A 15,298-nucleotide genomic window follows, 5' to 3' on the forward strand; every position below is an offset into this window, starting at 1 on the left:
TTTTCTCGACTCGATTAGCGGTTAGCGGGCGATGCGATAACATCGCCGCAACGGCTCGATTCGTTCGAGCCGTCCTTGCAACCCGAACGTCGATTGGTCCTGAACCGTGGCGGACGACGATAAAGACAGCAAAACAGAAGACCCGACCGCCAAACGAATGACCGACGCGGCGGAGAAGGGCAATGTGCCCTTCTCGCGCGAATTGCCGCTTTTCGCCTCGGTTCTGGCGTTCTACGTCTTTCTCATCTTCTTCCTGCCCTCCGGCGTGGCGCGGATCGGGCAGACGCTGAAGGACCTTTTCGAGCAGCCGGACCAATGGCGGCTCGAAAACGCGACCGACGTAATCTCGCTCGGCGTTCACCTTGCCTGGGCCGTTGCGGCATTCCTGGTCCCGGCGATGCTGCTCTTCATCGTCTTCGGCCTCGGCTCGTCATTGGCGCAGAACATGCCTTCCATGGTTCTGGAGCGCGTCAGGCCGCAGATTTCGCGCGTCTCGCCGATGAAGGGCTTCGGGCGCATCTACAGCGTTCCGGGTTTCGTCGAGTTCGGCAAATCGCTGTTCAAGATCCTGGTGGTCTCGCTCATCATGTATTTCGCCTTGCGCGGCGAATTTTTCGCCTCGCTCGACGCGATGTTCTCCGATCCGCAGGTCATCCTCGTGAAATTGGACACGATCGTGCGGAAGATGGTGATCGTCGTCGTCCTCTCGACCGCACTGCTTGCCGTCATCGACGTGTTGTGGACGCGCCGCCATTGGTACAACGAACTCAAGATGACCAAGCAGGAGATCAAGGACGAGTACAAGCAGGCCCAGGGCGACCCAATCGTCAAATCGCGCCAGAAATCGGTGGCGCGCGATCGGGCCCGCCGGCGCATGATCAACAACGTGCCGCGCGCGACGCTGGTCATCGCCAACCCGACCCACTATGCGGTCGCGCTCCGTTATGTGCGTGAAGAGAACGACGCCCCCGTCGTCGTGGCGAAGGGCCAGGACCTGATTGCGCTCAAAATTCGCGAGACCGCCGAGGCGAACGGCATTCCCGTCTTCGAGGATCCGCCCCTGGCACGCTCCATGTTTGCGCAAGTCTCGGTGGATAGTGTCATCCCACCAGTCTTCTACAAGGCTGTGGCAGAACTCGTGCACCGGGTCTACGCATCCCGGTCGCTCAAGAAACGGACACACTGAGCGTCATGAAGAAATGCAGCTATTCCACCGAACGGGAAAAGATCGTCGCACAAGCAATCAGCCCGGTGGCATCGGAACTTCGCCTGCTCGATGCCGGCGACCTCATCGCGCTTCTACGACTGGAATGCCACAGCAGCCTTGCCGATCTCGTTTCTTCGGCGGCTGAACTCTATTTCCATCCAGGCACCGTGAGCTTCGGCGCCGGCGGCGACTACAAGCTCGAATGGGACGGCGTCCCGGAAGTCGTGCTCGATCTCGAAATCAAGCCGCGGGGAGTTTCGGTCTACGCCCGCCTGAAGCTTGCGGATCGCCAGGCCGGACTGGAAATCGACCACATCTCCTTCCAGGAGCCTTCCGACAATCCGGACGACAACACAGCCTTCCTGGCGAGGAGCCTGCAGGAGGCCAAATTCGTCAGAATCAGCGCCTCCCAGATGTGAGGCTTCTGCGGAACAATATTCCGGGCCTTGCTTCCGCTTCGGGAAATCAGTGGATGTAGCCGAGCCTGATCGCCTTGGCGATCGCCTGGATGCGGTTGACCGAATCGAGCTTGATGGTGGCCGAACCGAGATAGGCGTTGACGGTATGGACCGAGAGGCCGAGCTTTTCGGCGATCTCTTCGCTGATGCGCCCGTCGCCGGCGAGCTGCAGACAGGCAATCTCCCGCTCGCTCAATGATTCGGCAGGTACACCGCGGCGCTCGTCGAGCGCGAGCAGGTCCATCATCACCTGGCAGCTTCTCACGTGCTGGTCGATGACGGCATCGCTTCCAAGCTCCATGGATGTCGCGAGGAAAGTCACATAGCCATTGCCGAGGGCGCCGAGCCGGACCGGAAATGCAATGCCCGAGAACGGAACCACACCGGGCTCCAGCCGGCGCGTCAGGGACGAAAATTCCCCGGCGTCGGCAAAGCTGGCGTTTTCCGAACCGTTCCATATCAGCGGAAGAAGTGAGACCTCGATGTGATCGAGCAGGACCTCGCCATAACCGCTGATGAAGCGGTTGCCGTTTTCGGCCGCGCCGGTTCCCCAGTTCTCCAGTTCGCACACAAGCTTGCGCTTGTTGGGCAGCCCGGCCCCCGTGATCCGGAAAACCGCAAAATTGCGCGCCTTCAGGTTCTTCTGCATGGCGATGAGCTTGGGGAAGATGTCCGACCGGCTCGAAGCGCGCTGCAGGCGCAGATACTGGATGCCTCCAGGTCCATCTGCCGTACCGCTGCGCGAATACCCCATCGAAATTCTATCCCCTATACCAGATTGTTCCGGACCGCGTAGGCGATCGCCTCCGAACGTGTCTTCGTCGCCGTCTTGCGCATCACGCTGGTGATGTAGTTGTTGATCGTGTTGCGCGATATGCCCAGGATCACCGCGATCTCGTCGCTGGTCTTGCCCTCCGCGATCCAGAAGAGACATTCCAGTTCGCGCTCGGTCAGTTCGAAATCGCGTTCGGTCCTGGCATCCGTCCCCTCCGCGAAGCTCGCTCCGTAGGCGGCAAACAGGCCTACCTCCTTGAGGCGCTCCTGCGAGAGGATGATGCCCTCGAGGAAGAGCAGCATCAGCGAGAACCGCGTCCTGCCGACGCAGAAGGTCAGGGAGCAATACTGCCGGCTGATGTCGTCCGGCGGAACCGCGTCGTCGGGCAGCAGCGCGAAACTGGGCGTCAGCAGCGACAGGCATTTTTCCAATTCGGTGGAGCGTGCGTAACCGCTTGCAAGCTCAGATCCCAGACGCCGTACGAGATCGAAGGGCCAGTTGGACGTGACGATGAAATCGAGGCCCTGTTCCTGGATGAGGTCGTAGCGGGCCAGCAGAAAGTGGGAAGCGCCGACATAATCGGCGAGCAGGCGCATCACCGCCTGAACGTTGTTGGAACTCGTCGCCAGAGAAAGACGACGCACCAACTGCTCACGCGACAGTCCCCTGGAAACGGCCGTCTCCTGGTAGGAGCGTCCCTCCGCCACCATGTCTGCCCCCGACAACTCCATCCGTCATCCGCTCCCCGCCACGTCGCGCATTCATCATGAACGCGCACATCGCGGCACATACGCACAACCGTTCTTGCGGCGAAACGATCCCGATTTTCGGCAAATCACGAAAGGGCCACATTTCGCGACCGCTTTCATTTCTCGTCTTCAGCGGAGTGCCGCCGCAGGTCCACCCGCCTCAGACCGTTGGAATCGCCATACGAATCATGGCCATTGTAGGAGACGCCTGCCGAATTACCATCGCCGGAGACAGGATTTCCCCAGTTGCAGGCCTTTATTCATTGATTCGTGATTCAGACAAATTGGCCAAGTGTGTGGCAGGACTGAAAAGAAATGGGCCGGGAGAGCCCGGCCCAGCATAATCATATTTTCGTGATACCTGCTCAGGCGGCCTTTTCGATCGCCCATTTCCGAAGAATTTTCGCCGCGCGTTCTTCCGATATCTCGACCATACGGGCCAGACGCTTCTCCGGACCTTCCTTGACGCGGCGGTTGAAGCCCTCGCCTTCGTCGCCGCCCAGCATGTCGGTCGAGCTGTCGAAGCCGAAGTCCGAGCCGAAACCGTCCATAAGGGCCGGGCCGCCTGCCGGAGAGAAATCCGGCAGTTCAAGGCCGGCGCCCTCGGTCGCCGTTTCGCTGGCGACGCCGGTACCGGTGACGGTGCGGACGAGCGGGCGCAGGCCGAGCCAGACCACCAGGAAGGCAACCAGGACGAAGGCGAGCGAGTTGACGATGCCGCCGATATTGCGGTTCACCATTTCGATGAAGCCCGGACCGCCGGCGGCCTCGTCCAGAAGCTGGTTCTCCAGGAAATCCATGGCCGTCAGTGTCACCACGTCGCCGCGTTCCCCATTGATGCCGGCAGCAGAAGAGACGATCTTCTGCATCTCGGCGAGATAGGCGTCGACCTTGGCCTGATCGACCGGCTCACCGACCATCATCGCGATCCGGCCCCTGTTGACGACCACCGCCACCGAGACCTTCTCGATCTGATAGCTGTTGCGCGTGGTGGCGACCGTCCTCTGATTGATCTCGTAGTTGGTCTGTTCTTCCCGCTTGTCGGACTGGTCGGACGACTGCGGACCGTTCGCACCGCCCTGCTGGGGCGCTGCCTGCGGCACGTTCTGCTCGACGGTCGTGGCGTTGTCGTCCTGCCTCTGCTGCGACTGCGAGTTTTCCCTCGTCGTGCGGACGGAGCGTTCGACCCGGGAGTTCGGATCGTAGACGGTTTCGTGGATCTGCTGACTGTCGGTGTTGAGAGTGGCCGTCACGCTGGAACGGAAATTGTCCATGCCGAGGAAAGGCGCGAGCGCCTTGTCGATATTGTTCTCGATTTCCTGCTGGACGTTCTGGACGATGCCGAGCGACTTGTTCATCTCGCTGCCGCCGAACTCGTCGCCGGAGGCAAGCAGCTGGCCGGTGGAATCGAGGATCGTGACGTCGTCCACGTCGAGACCGGGAACGGCCGACGCGACCAGGTGACGAATCGACGAAGCCGCCTTGCGGCCGGTCGTCGAGCTTGCCCGGATCATCACCGACGCGGTCGGTTTCTGTTCGCCTCTGCGGAAATTGCCGACATCCGGCATCACGATATGGACGCGGGCGGCGGAAACGCCGTTGATCTGCTGGATCGACCGGGCGATTTCCCCTTCGAGCGCACGAACGCGGGTAACCTCCTGCATGAAGGAGGTCAGGCCGAGCGAGCCGACATTGTCGAAGAGTTCATAACCGGCATTGGTGCTGTTCGGCAGGCCGCGTTCGGCGAGCAGAAGCCGCGCCCTGCTGGTCGTGCCGACCGGAACCTGGATGCTTTTTCCGTCCGCGCCGACCTCGAAGGCCATGTTCGCTTCGGCAAGGGCCATGCTGACCTGGTTGAGGTCGGCGGTCTCCAGGTTGACGTAAAGTGTCTCGTAGGCCGGCCTGTTCACATAGATGGCCGCAGCAAGCACAATCGCAATCGAAACGGCGCCGACGGCGCCCAAAGCAATAAGTCGCGTCCGGCCAAGACTGGCCAGATTTTTAAAGACTGGTGAAAATTGAGCCAACAGATTCATTCTGTTCCCGCATCGCCAAACAAGGATATAGAGCCTATGCCCAGGCGGACCCTAGAAAGCGAAGCTTGTGCGAACGTTTCGCACACGAAGGGATTTTGACGATTATGAACGGAGAGGCTCTATATCCGACGGCCTGAAGGAACAGCGTCAGAAAAAGTCGAAGTCGCCGGCAGCCTTGCTCAGAGGCTGGGAGTGACCGTGACGCAGGCCGTTGCTGGCAAGGGCCTTCTGCATGTCGGCCAGCTTGACGAGGTTGAGGGCCGTGGAGACATCGACCATCCAGCTTTCCGGAATCGTGGCGGTGATCGTGTCGATGAATTCGGCAATGCCGCGGGTTTTCTGTACGGCGAGGTCGATACCCTGGAGAACCTTGATGCTGTCGGGCGACTGGAGAACGGCCGAGCCGCCGATTTCGATGAGCTGCGGCTCGACGCGCTCGATCAGATAGGCGACATCGTGGAGCTCCGACACCAGCCGCATCAGTATTTCGGGAAGCGGCTCCTCGAGGGAAACGCTCGGCGGCGTGGCGATGTCGTTCATGGCTTTCCCCGTGATTAAAAGAATTCGATGGAATTTTCGGCAGGTTTCGGGGGCGGCATGCGCAGGGGACGCTCTTCCATCGCCACGGTCCTCTGGGTTTCGGCGCCGGTCAGCGGATACTGGCGAGCCCGGCCGCTGACCGGCCAGAACTCGAGCTTGCGTCCATGCTCCCCGCCCGTGGAGGAGCCGACCACCGGAATGCCTTCGTCCTTGAGAAATTGCATGGCGAATGCGGCATTCTGCTCGCCGACATTCGAAAAACTGGCAATCGTCTTGGCGCCGCCGAAGATCTTCGCTTCCAGCCGGTCGCGCCGGGCTCCCTGCTTCAGCAGGCCGTTGATCAGAAGCTCCATCAGATGCACGCCGTAGCGCGTCGCATCGCCGCCCGATGCGCTGGAGCCGCCGGAGCCCGGAAGCAGGAAGTGGTTCATGCCGCCGATACCGGCGACAGGATCGCGAAGACATGCAGCCACGCATGAGCCGAGGATCGTCGACAGAACGACGTTCGGGTCGTTGACGACCTTGTATTCCCCCTGAATGATATGGACACGCCTGGCTGCAGCCGCGTCGTTCATTTCAATGCTCCAAACACCGCTTCGATAGCGGCCTTCATCTTTTCGATGGTGAACGGCTTGGCGAGAACGTTGTTGGCGCCGAGCTGGGCCGCCTTCTGCACGAGCGCCCGGTCACCCTGAGCGGTCAGGATGATGAACGCCGCCTTCTTGGTGTTCGGATTGCTGCGAACAGCCTGAAGGAAGCCAAGGCCGTCCATCTTCGGCATGTTGAAGTCCGAGATCACCAGATGATGCGGCTGCTCGGCCATGATCTTCATGCCCTGCTCGCCGTCGCCGGCGGCAGTGATCTGCTTGAAGCCGAGCTGTGTCAGAGCGTCGCTGAGCAGCAGGCGGCTGGTCACCTGATCATCGACGATCAGAACTTTGATTTTTTCAGCGAGAGACATTTATTCGGTACCTTCTTTTCGGGCGGCAGTTAATTTCAACACTTCTTCTCCAATGGAGCCCAGCGGCAGCTGCTGCTCGACGGCCCCCATTTCGTAGGCAACCCTCGGCATGCCGTAGACCACACAGGTTTTCTCGTTCTGCCCGATGGTGCGCGCGCCTGCGCTGCGCATCTTGAGCAGACCGGCAGCTCCGTCGCGTCCCATGCCCGTCAGAATAACCCCGACGGCGCTGCGGCCGGCCAGGTCGGCGACCGATTCGAAAAGGACATCCACCGAAGGCCTGTGACCGTTGACCGGCTCCTTTTCGACCAGCCGGCAACATGGCGCCGACGGATTGACCACCTGCAAATGCCGCTCGCCACCGGGCGCCAGATAGATCTTGCCGATCTCCAGCCGCGCACCGTCGGTGGCTTCCTGCACCACAGGAGCGCAGATACGATTAAGCCGTTCAGCAAAACTTTTGGTAAACGTGGAAGGCATATGTTGAGTAATCACGGTCGGCGGGCAGTTCTGCGGGAACTTTTGCAGCACCGTGATCAGCGCCTCGACACCTCCGGTTGAGGATCCGATCGCCACAACCTTGCGGCCGACGCGATATTCCGCCGCGGGCGTCGCCGCCGGGATCGATACGGGCTCGGCGCGCCGATGGCTCGAACGGGCCGCGGCCTTTACCTTTTCCGCCAGATCGACGAACGGGCGGGCATCGCCCGGCGCCGGCTTGCCGACGCAGTCGAAGGCGCCGATCTCAAGCGCCGCGAGCGTCGCATTGGCGCCCTGATGGGTCATGGCCGAAACCATGATCACCGGCATGGGCCGGAGGCGCATGATCTTTTCGAGGAATTCCAGCCCGTTCATGTTGGGCATTTCGATGTCGAGGGTGACGACATCGGGATTGAGCTGCTTGATCGCCGCCCGGGCTTCCAGAGCATCGCCGGCCTGACCGACGACATTCACTTCCGGATCGGAATTCAGGACGGCCGTGATGAGGCCACGCATGGTGGGTGAATCATCGACGACAAGGACTCGTGCCGGAGCGCTCATGCTTTCCTCCCCGCGTTCTTACCGGCATGACGGTAGGTGGTGATGCCGATGTTATCGAACAGGTTTTTCGCGTCGCCAGAGACGCGCTCGGAATGGCCGATATAAAGATGTCCGCCTTCGGGCAGCAGCGAGGCGAACCGCGACCAGATCTTCATCTGCGTCGGCTCGTCGAAATAGATGACGACGTTGCGGCAGAAGATGACGTCGAAATTGCCCTTGAAGGGCCATTGCGCCATCAGGTTCAGTTCGTTGAAGGTGATGAGCTTCTTGACCCGGTCGTCGATCTGGAACTTGCGCCTTCCGCCCGCGTCCACTTCGCGGAACCACTGCTTGCGCATGGCCGGCGTCATGGTCTCCAGCGCGTTCTCGTCATAGAGGCCGGCGCGGGCCGCAGCCAGGATCTTCGGGTCGATGTCGGTCGCCAGGATGCGGAAATCGTAATCGGCCGCATTCGGCAGCAGCGACATCACGGTGAGCGCGATCGAATAGGGCTCCTGCCCGTCCGAACAGGCGGCCGACCAGATGCGCACGCGGCCGCCGCTCTTGGCGCGGCCGATGAGCCCCGGCAGAACCTCGTCGCGCAGGTGGTCGAAGTGATGATTTTCGCGGAAGAACCGGGTGAAGTTGGTCGTCAGGTGCGAGAGCATCTCGCGGCGTGCGGCCGCGCCTTCCGGCGAGGCGACCAGTGCACAATAGTCCTTGAAGCCGCGCAGACCCAGCGCCCGGATATGCTTCGAAAGACGCGAATAGACGAGCGACGCCTTGGAATCGTTGAGATAGATTCCGGCATCCGCATAGATCATCGCCGCGATGTCGGCGAGGTCGCGGCGCGTCAGCGGATATTCCCCGCTGGCGAGCACCTCGTCCGGCGACTGTCGGCTTTCGATGGCGCCCAAAGGCCTCATGCAGCTTCGCTTTCCTTTTCCGGGAAGAGGGCGTCGAGCTCGATCATGCAGATCATCCGCTTGTCGATGGCGAGAATCCCTCGGGCATATTGCTTTTCCAGGTCGGAAGAGACTTCCGGTACCGGCTGGATATTCTCGTCGGTAATCGTGAGAATATCGGAAACGGCCTCGACGAGCAGACCGACCACGCGGCTCTTGACCTGTGCCACGATGATCACGTGGCGCGCGGTGGGTTCGGCATCCTTCATGCCGAGGCGAGCGGAAAGATCGACGATCGGCAGCACCGCTCCGCGCAGATTGATGACACCCCTGACATAGGACGGCGCATGCGGCATCGGCGTTGCCGGCGTCCAGCCGCGGATTTCGCGGACGGACATGATGTTGACGCAGAATTCCTGATCACCGATGCGGAAGGCGATCAACTCCCGACTACCCTGGACAAGGTTTTTCACGGCGTACGACATACCAATTAACCCGTGGCTGCGAGTGACATTTCAGGCTTCAGCGCCATTTCCGGTCTAAGGGACTGGCCGCGCGAGGCCGCGACGACCGCATCGACATCGAGGATGAGCGCGACGCGGCCATCACCCAGGATGGTGGCCGCGGCGATGCCCGGGACGTGGGTGTAATTCGCTTCGAGCGACTTGATGACGACCTGGCGCTGGCCCTGGATGGCGTCCACCATCAGCGCGCGCTGGCCGCCGCCTTCCGATTCCACCAGCAGCGCGACGCCGTCGACCGGGTTCGCCTGGGTGTTGCGGAAGTTCAGGATGCGGCCGACATCGACCAGCGGGCAGAACGAGTTGCGGATCGAGATGAGCCGCTGGTTCGCGCCGAAGGAATGGATGGCGGATGCTTCCGGCTGCAGGGTTTCGACGATCGCCGTGAGCGGCACGACCAGCGTCTGGCCCGCAACCGTGACCACCATGCCGTCGAGAACGGCAAGCGTCAGCGGCAGGCTCATGGTGAAGGTCGATCCCTGGCCCGGCCTGGACGAAATCGAGATGCGGCCGCCGAGCGCCTGGATCGACCGCTTGACCACGTCCATGCCGACGCCGCGGCCGGAAATGTCGGAGATCTTGTCCGCGGTGGAGAAGCCCGGCATGAAGATCAGGTTGTCGATCTCGTCGTCCGAGAGGTTGGCATCGGCGGCGATCAGGTCGTTGTCGATCGCTTTCTGGCGGACGCGCTCGCGATTGATGCCGGCGCCGTCGTCGGCGAGCTCGATCAGGATACGGCCGGAACGATGCTTGGCGGAGAGGCGGACGGTGCCTTCCGGGTTCTTACCGGCGGCCTCGCGCTTCTCGGGCGTTTCGATGCCGTGGTCGACGGCGTTGCGGATCATGTGGGTCAGCGGCTCGGCGAGCTTGTCGATGACCGTCTTGTCGACTTCGGTGTTCTCGCCCTCGGTGATCAGGCGGATCTGCTTGCCGACCATGTCGGCCACTTCGCGGACGATGCGCGACATGCGCTGGAAGACCGGCTTTACCGGCTGCGCGCGGATCGCCATGACCGAGTCCTGGATCTCGCGGGTGAGCTGCTGCAGCTCTTCGAGGCCCATGTTGATCGAAGACGTACCGGTCGTGTCGTTCTCGATGACGCTCTGGGACAGCATCGCCTGGTTGATGACGAGCTCGCCCACCAGGTTGATCAGGCGGTCGACGCGGTCGAGATCAACGCGGATCGTCTGGCCGGCCGAAGCGGCTGCGGCATTGTTCTGGGCCGCTGCTGCGGCCGCAGCGGCGGAGGCCGCGGATTCCTTCTTCTCGGCAGCGCGCGCAGCCGCGCCGGCGGCCTTGGCGACGCTGGCGGCGGTCTCGGCGGCGGATATGGCTGCCGCGGCGGCTTCTTCAGCCGCAGCCTGCTCGACGGCCTTGTCCTCTTCCTCGGCTTCGGAAGCCCCGTCGAGGATCGAGAGGTCGAAGGGCACCGGGATCATCGGCTGTTCTTCGTCCGAAGGGGTCTCGTCCGCCAGCCGCACCTCGAGGTCGCAATCCCATTCGGCGAATTCGAAGACGGCGCGGATATCGTCCTCGCTCCTGGTGGTCTTCACCGAGATCTTCCAGGCGAAGTAGGAGGCCTCCGGGTCCATCTTGTCGAGGGCGGGCAAGGCATCCATGTCGCAGGCGATGCTCATCTCGCCGAGGCGCGACAGGTCGCGCAACAGGAGCGCCGCCTCGTTGCCCTTGGAATAGAGTTCCCGGCGCGGCTTGAAAGTCACGTCGTAGACGGAACCTTCGAGCGCCGGCTCCTCGTCTTCACCGAAGCCGTCGAAGGTGAAGGGAATGGGCTGGAAACCGCTCTCATCGGTCGGTTTCGGGGCCTCTTCCGGAGCAGGGGCGGCCTTGGCGGCCGGCTTGGAAGCCGCTCTGGGCGCCTCGGAGCCGGAAGAAGACGGCAGCTCGCCGTTCGCGAGCGCTTCGAGCTCCTTCACAAGGCCGCGGCTGCGCGATTCGTCGACACTGCCGCCGTCGCGCGAGGCGCTGACGAGGTCGGCAAGCACGTCGGCCGATTTCAGCATCACCTTGAGGACGTCCGGGCCGGGCTCCAGCTTGCCGGAACGCACGCAGTCCAGCGTCGTTTCGAAGACGTGGGCGAAGGAGACCAGATCGTCCAGGCCGAAGGCGCCGGCGCCTCCCTTGATGGAATGAACGGCACGGAAAACGGCATTCACCGTTTCGGGGTCGCGATCCCCGTCGTTCAGCTTGAGAAGACCCGACTCCAGTTCAGCGAGCTGCTCTTCGCATTCCTGAAAGAAGATCTCTTTGATTTCGTTCATATCCATCGGAGGAATTCCTGGCTCAGGCGGTTACACGCTCGATCGCATCGATCAGTTTGGCAGGATCGAAGGGCTTGACGATCCAGCCCGTCGCGCCGGCCTGCCTGGCCCGGTTCTTCTTTTCCTGGTCGCTTTCCGTCGTCAGCACGAGGATCGGGACGGCGCGATATTTTTCGTTGCGGCGGACGCCCTCGATGAAGCCGAAACCGTCGAGGCGCGGCATGTTGATGTCGGTGACGATGACGTCCGGGTTGGCGTCTTCGAGAACCTCGAGGCCTTCCACGCCGTCTTCCGCCTGAATGGTCTCGAACCCCGCATTGTTGAGGGTCACCAGAAGCATGTTCCGGATCGTCCGTGAATCATCCACGGTCAGCACTTTTTTCTTCATTGCTAGATCTCCTTAGGAACCAAATTTTCGATATTGATGCCGATGAGTTGCATCGTCTTCTGAAATGCATCCGAAGCCTTTCCGACGAGAAAGGACTTCCTGTCTTCTTCCCAGGCCCTGACGCCGGCGACCAGGACCTGCGCACACTGGACGCCGACCCGCTCGACGCCCGAAGCGTCGATCACGAGATCGCTTCCGCGCATGGACATCAGCTGACCATGCAGGACCGAAGCCTCGTTGAGGTCCAGTACCGCCGACAGCTTCAAACTTCCCGGTCCAGCCTTCTTCGCTGCCATCAGCTCATTCCTTGTCGTTTGTGAAAGAGGTATTCGCCGTCATCCGCCCGGCTGTCGCCGGCGATCGCGGCGAGCGCCGGCTGAATGTGCGGCACTGCCGGAAGATGCTCGTCCGCATAGCGTTTCTGCCGCTCGATCCGGAACTCGCGCACCGTGCGGCCGAGTTCCAGGATCACGGTCTGAAGTTCGTCAGCCCCCTCGCCCGTCCGGCCTGCGAGGCCTGCATTCGATGCCACGCGTTCGCCGACCGCGCCGATTTCGGCGGTCAGCCGGTCGAGGCTCACGGCCTGCTCGTCCGCATTGAGGGCAATACCGGCGATCGCATCGTTGATGCCGGAAACCTGGCGGACGATGCCGCCGATGGCGTCCTGCGTGCGATGGACCATCTCGACCCCGGCATCCACCTGGGACTTGGTGCCGGTGACGAGCGTCTTGATCTCGCGGGCGGCCTCGGCGGAACGCTGGGCAAGCGCCCGCACCTCCTGTGCGACGACCGCAAAACCCCGCCCCGTCTCACCGGCGCGGGCGGCCTCGATGCCGGCATTCAAGGCCAGAAGATTTGTCTGGAACGCGATGTCGTCGATGACGCCGATGATCTGGCCGATCTTCTCGGCGGAGGTTTCGATATCGGCCATGGCGCTGATCGCGCGGCCGACGACCTCACCGCTTGCCTCCACGGACCGGCGGGTTTCGGCGGCGGCCTTTTCGGCGGCGGCCGTCTCGGCGGCGCTGCCCTTGACCTTCGTCGCCACCTCGACGAGCGCCCTTACCGCATCCTGCAGGCGGCCGGACTGTTCTTGCGAAGCCGCCGCGACGGAACGTGCGCCCTCGGCAAGCTCCAGCGTCAATGCGCCGGCCGTGCGGCCATGGGCCTCCGCCGTTTCGACCGAGGAACGCATGCCGGCGATCGCCTGGTCGAGGAGACCGGCCAATTCGCGATAGGCCTCCGGCACGTCGGCTGGAAGACAGGCCGTCAGGTCGCGGTCGGCAAGCGCCGCGATGACGCCGGAAAAGGTTTCGATCGCCTGCGCATGATCGGCCTCGCGCTGTTCGGCGAGCGCGCGCTGATGCCTCTGGCGCAGTTCGTTGAACCGGAGCGAAACGGCGATCTCGACATCGACCATCACCAGGCGGGTGATTGCGCCGACAAGGTCCAGCAGGTCCCGCTCGCGCTTGCGGCCGCCCGGCAGCAGCGATTTCGGAGAAAAGTCGGCGATTGCGCCGGCGATCAGATGCTCCAGCATCACCGCATGACCGGCGACATGCCAGCGCGGATCGAGGCCCATGCGGCTTTCGGTGTCGGAAAGCAGCTTCACCCGCTCGGCGTAAAGCGCATCGAAACGGGCGTCCGTCAGCACGCCCCAATGGGATGCCTGCAGGTCGTGCAGGCGTTCGATCTGCTGTTCGCTTTCGAAATTCCGGGCAGCCTCCGGAGAGGACTGGAAACGATGGAAGAGGTCGCGCAGGCCGGCCTTGACATGGCGGTCGAGCTCGGGGCGGCAGCGCCGCAGAAGATCGCGCAGTTCGCCGTCGAGGCCGGCAAATGCCAGCCTCTCGCCCAGGCTGCCCGCCTGGCCCCGTCGCGCCTGATCCGATGGCGTTTCCTGCACCAAAACCGTCCCCACTTCATCAAGCCGATCCCCTTGTGGGAACCAGCGGCACGCGGCTCCTGAGGCCCAAGCGCCGGAGATGAATGGGGAACGCTCGCCAAAGCGGATCGCTATCCGCCGGGCATGTGCACCACGGTCAACGCAGGCTTTCCTGGATTTTCATGAGCGGATACCGGATTGTCACCGGTACGGCTTTGCGGCTTCATGCCTGGTGGGAGACCGCAGTCGTCCCATTTCGCCGTGGTCCCCAATATGTATGGTTAATTCCTTGCCTGAAGGTTAATAGTTGGTGCAAGAATACCTGTATTGCTTCGGGAGAGCACATATTGATCCGCGGACCACAGGCTGCTTCGGCAGCACACGGATTGCGGCTTCTTCGCCAATGCACAATGCAAGTATCGGCAGGCTGGCGCAGGCGCCCGCTCCCGCCTGACCGGCGGCATCGGACGACCGGCGGCTTATGGGGCCAGACCGCCCTTCCCGGTGAACTTCCTGCTGACATGCAACGAGCCCGACAGCCCGAAGCGCCAGGGCAGATCGATGGCCTGCGAAATACCTATCCTGCGGCCGACGACGACCATCGGCGGCATTTCCGGCAAGGTGAGCTCGAACGGCGGTTCGAACAGCGACAGGCCGTTATGCTCGATGGTGATCCCCAGCGCCTGACAGACGCGGCCGGGCCCCGAGCACAGTAGCAGCGGATCGTCCTGCCCGCGCCGCGTCTCCATCTCGCCGATGCCCCTGACCGGCTGCAAGGCGCGGACCAGGACCGCGCTGCCCGGCCGGCAGACGAAGTTCAGGCACCAGTGGATACCGTAGGAACGATAGACATAGGCATGGCCGGGCGGACCGAACATCACCGCATTCCTCGGCTTGGGGCCACGAAAGCTGTGGGAGGCCGGATCGTCCGGCTCGTAGGCCTCGGTCTCGACGATCACGCCGCCGACGCCCGCCACATCGAGCTCCACCCCGATCAGATCACGCGCGACCGCAACGGAACTTCTGTCGAAAAACTGCTGGTTCATTCCCATTCCGGAATCCGTTACCTGATGCCGGAGCATGCATAGACAGCGTAGGGAAACTTGTCTTCCCCTGAGCCGATCAAAACGACAACGGGCAACGTACATCCATTGGGAAATAATGGTGCCCGGAGGCGGATTTGAACCACCGACACGCGGATTTTCAATCCGCTCTCAAGTGGGTATTTTCAAGGTCTTTTCAGTTTGAAAATAGTCTAGAACCGGAACCGGCATCAATCACTTAGAACGATTTTGTCTAGAACACCGAAACTTGGTTGACCACCACGGTATCGAACCTTCGACCCCGCATTTTCTGCATCTAAATGCAGCAAAAACAAGCGCATCGGTACGCAAAGAAATATGTCTTCTTTGCCTAACGCGCCCGCGCTGAGCCCACCACAATAACCAAACCACCCCGCCGGCCTTCGCTGGCGGGCCGCGCCTTTGTGCGCGATAACAGGAGAGAAATATGAGGGTATTGTATGCGCACCCGACGAAAGGGCGCGGTGAGCGCGAATGCGTCGGTTTCGTCGA

The 15,298-nt window shown here is 62.1% G+C and carries 16 protein-coding genes; 2 read left to right on the top strand and 14 right to left on the bottom strand.

Translation table 11 applies throughout. The features are described 5' to 3' along the window. Window positions 1-106: 106 nt before the first annotated feature. Both flhB and QTA58_RS04985 read left to right on the top strand, forming a co-directional pair. Complete coding sequence (gene flhB, locus QTA58_RS04980; RefSeq protein WP_085422327.1) at window positions 107-1,186, top strand: flagellar biosynthesis protein FlhB; 1,080 nt, start codon at window positions 107-109, stop codon at window positions 1,184-1,186. Window positions 1,187-1,191: 5 nt separating this feature from the next. Beyond that, window positions 1,192-1,626 (top strand): hypothetical protein, encoded by a 435-nt coding sequence (locus tag QTA58_RS04985; protein ID WP_289671944.1) that lies wholly within the window; start codon window positions 1,192-1,194, stop codon window positions 1,624-1,626. A 46-nt stretch (window positions 1,627-1,672) separates the two neighbouring features. Here the strand turns inward: QTA58_RS04985 and QTA58_RS04990 are convergent, their stop codons facing one another. The 14 genes from QTA58_RS04990 to QTA58_RS05055 form a co-directional block, all read right to left on the bottom strand. Continuing rightward, window positions 1,673-2,419, bottom strand: coding sequence for a helix-turn-helix transcriptional regulator (locus QTA58_RS04990; protein WP_289671945.1), 747 nt, complete (start codon window positions 2,417-2,419; stop codon window positions 1,673-1,675). 14 nt (window positions 2,420-2,433) lie between these two features. Continuing rightward, the gene (locus tag QTA58_RS04995; RefSeq protein WP_289673024.1) at window positions 2,434-3,150 is read right to left on the bottom strand and encodes a helix-turn-helix transcriptional regulator; all 717 of its coding nucleotides are present in this window, start codon (window positions 3,148-3,150) and stop codon (window positions 2,434-2,436) included. Between the two features lie 404 nt (window positions 3,151-3,554). Continuing rightward, entirely contained in the window at window positions 3,555-5,225 is a 1,671-nt protein-coding gene (gene fliF / locus QTA58_RS05000; protein WP_289671946.1) for a flagellar basal-body MS-ring/collar protein FliF, read from the bottom strand. A gap of 147 nt (window positions 5,226-5,372) precedes the next feature. Further along, complete coding sequence (locus tag QTA58_RS05005; protein ID WP_085422322.1) at window positions 5,373-5,765, bottom strand: hypothetical protein; 393 nt, start codon at window positions 5,763-5,765, stop codon at window positions 5,373-5,375. A gap of 14 nt (window positions 5,766-5,779) precedes the next feature. Then, on the bottom strand, window positions 5,780-6,340 hold the full coding sequence (gene cheD / locus QTA58_RS05010; protein WP_085422321.1) for a chemoreceptor glutamine deamidase CheD: 561 nt from the start codon (window positions 6,338-6,340) through the stop codon (window positions 5,780-5,782). Next, the gene (locus tag QTA58_RS05015; RefSeq protein ID WP_085422320.1) at window positions 6,337-6,726 is read right to left on the bottom strand and encodes a response regulator; all 390 of its coding nucleotides are present in this window, start codon (window positions 6,724-6,726) and stop codon (window positions 6,337-6,339) included. Before QTA58_RS05015 ends, cheD begins: the two co-directional genes overlap by 4 nt. Next, window positions 6,727-7,767, bottom strand: coding sequence for a protein-glutamate O-methylesterase CheB (cheB, locus tag QTA58_RS05020; protein WP_085422319.1), 1,041 nt, complete (start codon window positions 7,765-7,767; stop codon window positions 6,727-6,729). Next, window positions 7,764-8,672: a protein-glutamate O-methyltransferase CheR gene (gene cheR / locus QTA58_RS05025; RefSeq protein ID WP_085422318.1), complete on the bottom strand. Its 909-nt coding sequence runs from the start codon at window positions 8,670-8,672 to the stop codon at window positions 7,764-7,766. Before cheR ends, cheB begins: the two co-directional genes overlap by 4 nt. Further along, a complete protein-coding gene (locus QTA58_RS05030; RefSeq protein ID WP_085422317.1) occupies window positions 8,669-9,136 on the bottom strand; it encodes a chemotaxis protein CheW in 468 nt (155 codons plus the stop codon). The genes cheR and QTA58_RS05030 overlap by 4 nt, the downstream gene beginning before the upstream one ends. Before the next feature lie 5 nt (window positions 9,137-9,141). Then, window positions 9,142-11,457: a chemotaxis protein CheA gene (locus QTA58_RS05035; RefSeq protein WP_289671947.1), complete on the bottom strand. Its 2,316-nt coding sequence runs from the start codon at window positions 11,455-11,457 to the stop codon at window positions 9,142-9,144. A gap of 16 nt (window positions 11,458-11,473) precedes the next feature. After that, window positions 11,474-11,839 (bottom strand): chemotaxis response regulator CheY1, encoded by a 366-nt coding sequence (cheY1, locus tag QTA58_RS05040; protein ID WP_037158833.1) that lies wholly within the window; start codon window positions 11,837-11,839, stop codon window positions 11,474-11,476. 2 nt (window positions 11,840-11,841) lie between these two features. Then, window positions 11,842-12,135, bottom strand: a complete 294-nt coding sequence (locus tag QTA58_RS05045; RefSeq protein ID WP_085422315.1) for an STAS domain-containing protein — start codon at window positions 12,133-12,135, stop codon at window positions 11,842-11,844. Further along, a complete protein-coding gene (locus QTA58_RS05050; RefSeq protein ID WP_289671948.1) occupies window positions 12,135-13,748 on the bottom strand; it encodes a globin-coupled sensor protein in 1,614 nt (537 codons plus the stop codon). Before QTA58_RS05050 ends, QTA58_RS05045 begins: the two co-directional genes overlap by 1 nt. Before the next feature lie 455 nt (window positions 13,749-14,203). Further along, window positions 14,204-14,770, bottom strand: coding sequence for a DNA-3-methyladenine glycosylase (locus QTA58_RS05055; protein ID WP_289671949.1), 567 nt, complete (start codon window positions 14,768-14,770; stop codon window positions 14,204-14,206). Window positions 14,771-15,298: the final 528 nt, after the last annotated feature.

Origin of the sequence: Neorhizobium sp. CSC1952 (genome assembly GCF_030378245.1) — a bacterium.
GTDB classification, from domain to species: Bacteria; Pseudomonadota; Alphaproteobacteria; order Rhizobiales; family Rhizobiaceae; genus Neorhizobium; species Neorhizobium oryzae_A.

Bases quoted from the DNA above. Each gene is read 5' to 3' on its own strand.
- QTA58_RS05045 (WP_085422315.1), bottom strand. From the start codon at position 12,135: ATGGCAGCGAAGAAGGCTGGACCGGGAAGTTTGAAGCTGTCGGCGGTA.
- cheR (WP_085422318.1), bottom strand. From the start codon at position 8,672: ATGAGGCCTTTGGGCGCCATCGAAAGCCGACAGTCGCCGGACGAGGTG.
- QTA58_RS05035 (WP_289671947.1), bottom strand. From the start codon at position 11,457: ATGGATATGAACGAAATCAAAGAGATCTTCTTTCAGGAATGCGAAGAG.
- QTA58_RS04995 (WP_289673024.1), bottom strand. From the start codon at position 3,150: ATGGTGGCGGAGGGACGCTCCTACCAGGAGACGGCCGTTTCCAGGGGA.
- QTA58_RS05030 (WP_085422317.1), bottom strand. From the start codon at position 9,136: ATGTCGTACGCCGTGAAAAACCTTGTCCAGGGTAGTCGGGAGTTGATC.
- cheD (WP_085422321.1), bottom strand. From the start codon at position 6,340: ATGAACGACGCGGCTGCAGCCAGGCGTGTCCATATCATTCAGGGGGAA.
- fliF (WP_289671946.1), bottom strand. From the start codon at position 5,225: ATGAATCTGTTGGCTCAATTTTCACCAGTCTTTAAAAATCTGGCCAGT.
- QTA58_RS04990 (WP_289671945.1), bottom strand. From the start codon at position 2,419: ATGGGGTATTCGCGCAGCGGTACGGCAGATGGACCTGGAGGCATCCAG.
- cheY1 (WP_037158833.1), bottom strand. From the start codon at position 11,839: ATGAAGAAAAAAGTGCTGACCGTGGATGATTCACGGACGATCCGGAAC.
- QTA58_RS05005 (WP_085422322.1), bottom strand. From the start codon at position 5,765: ATGAACGACATCGCCACGCCGCCGAGCGTTTCCCTCGAGGAGCCGCTT.
- QTA58_RS04985 (WP_289671944.1), top strand. From the start codon at position 1,192: ATGAAGAAATGCAGCTATTCCACCGAACGGGAAAAGATCGTCGCACAA.
- cheB (WP_085422319.1), bottom strand. From the start codon at position 7,767: ATGAGCGCTCCGGCACGAGTCCTTGTCGTCGATGATTCACCCACCATG.
- QTA58_RS05015 (WP_085422320.1), bottom strand. From the start codon at position 6,726: ATGTCTCTCGCTGAAAAAATCAAAGTTCTGATCGTCGATGATCAGGTG.
- QTA58_RS05055 (WP_289671949.1), bottom strand. From the start codon at position 14,770: ATGAACCAGCAGTTTTTCGACAGAAGTTCCGTTGCGGTCGCGCGTGAT.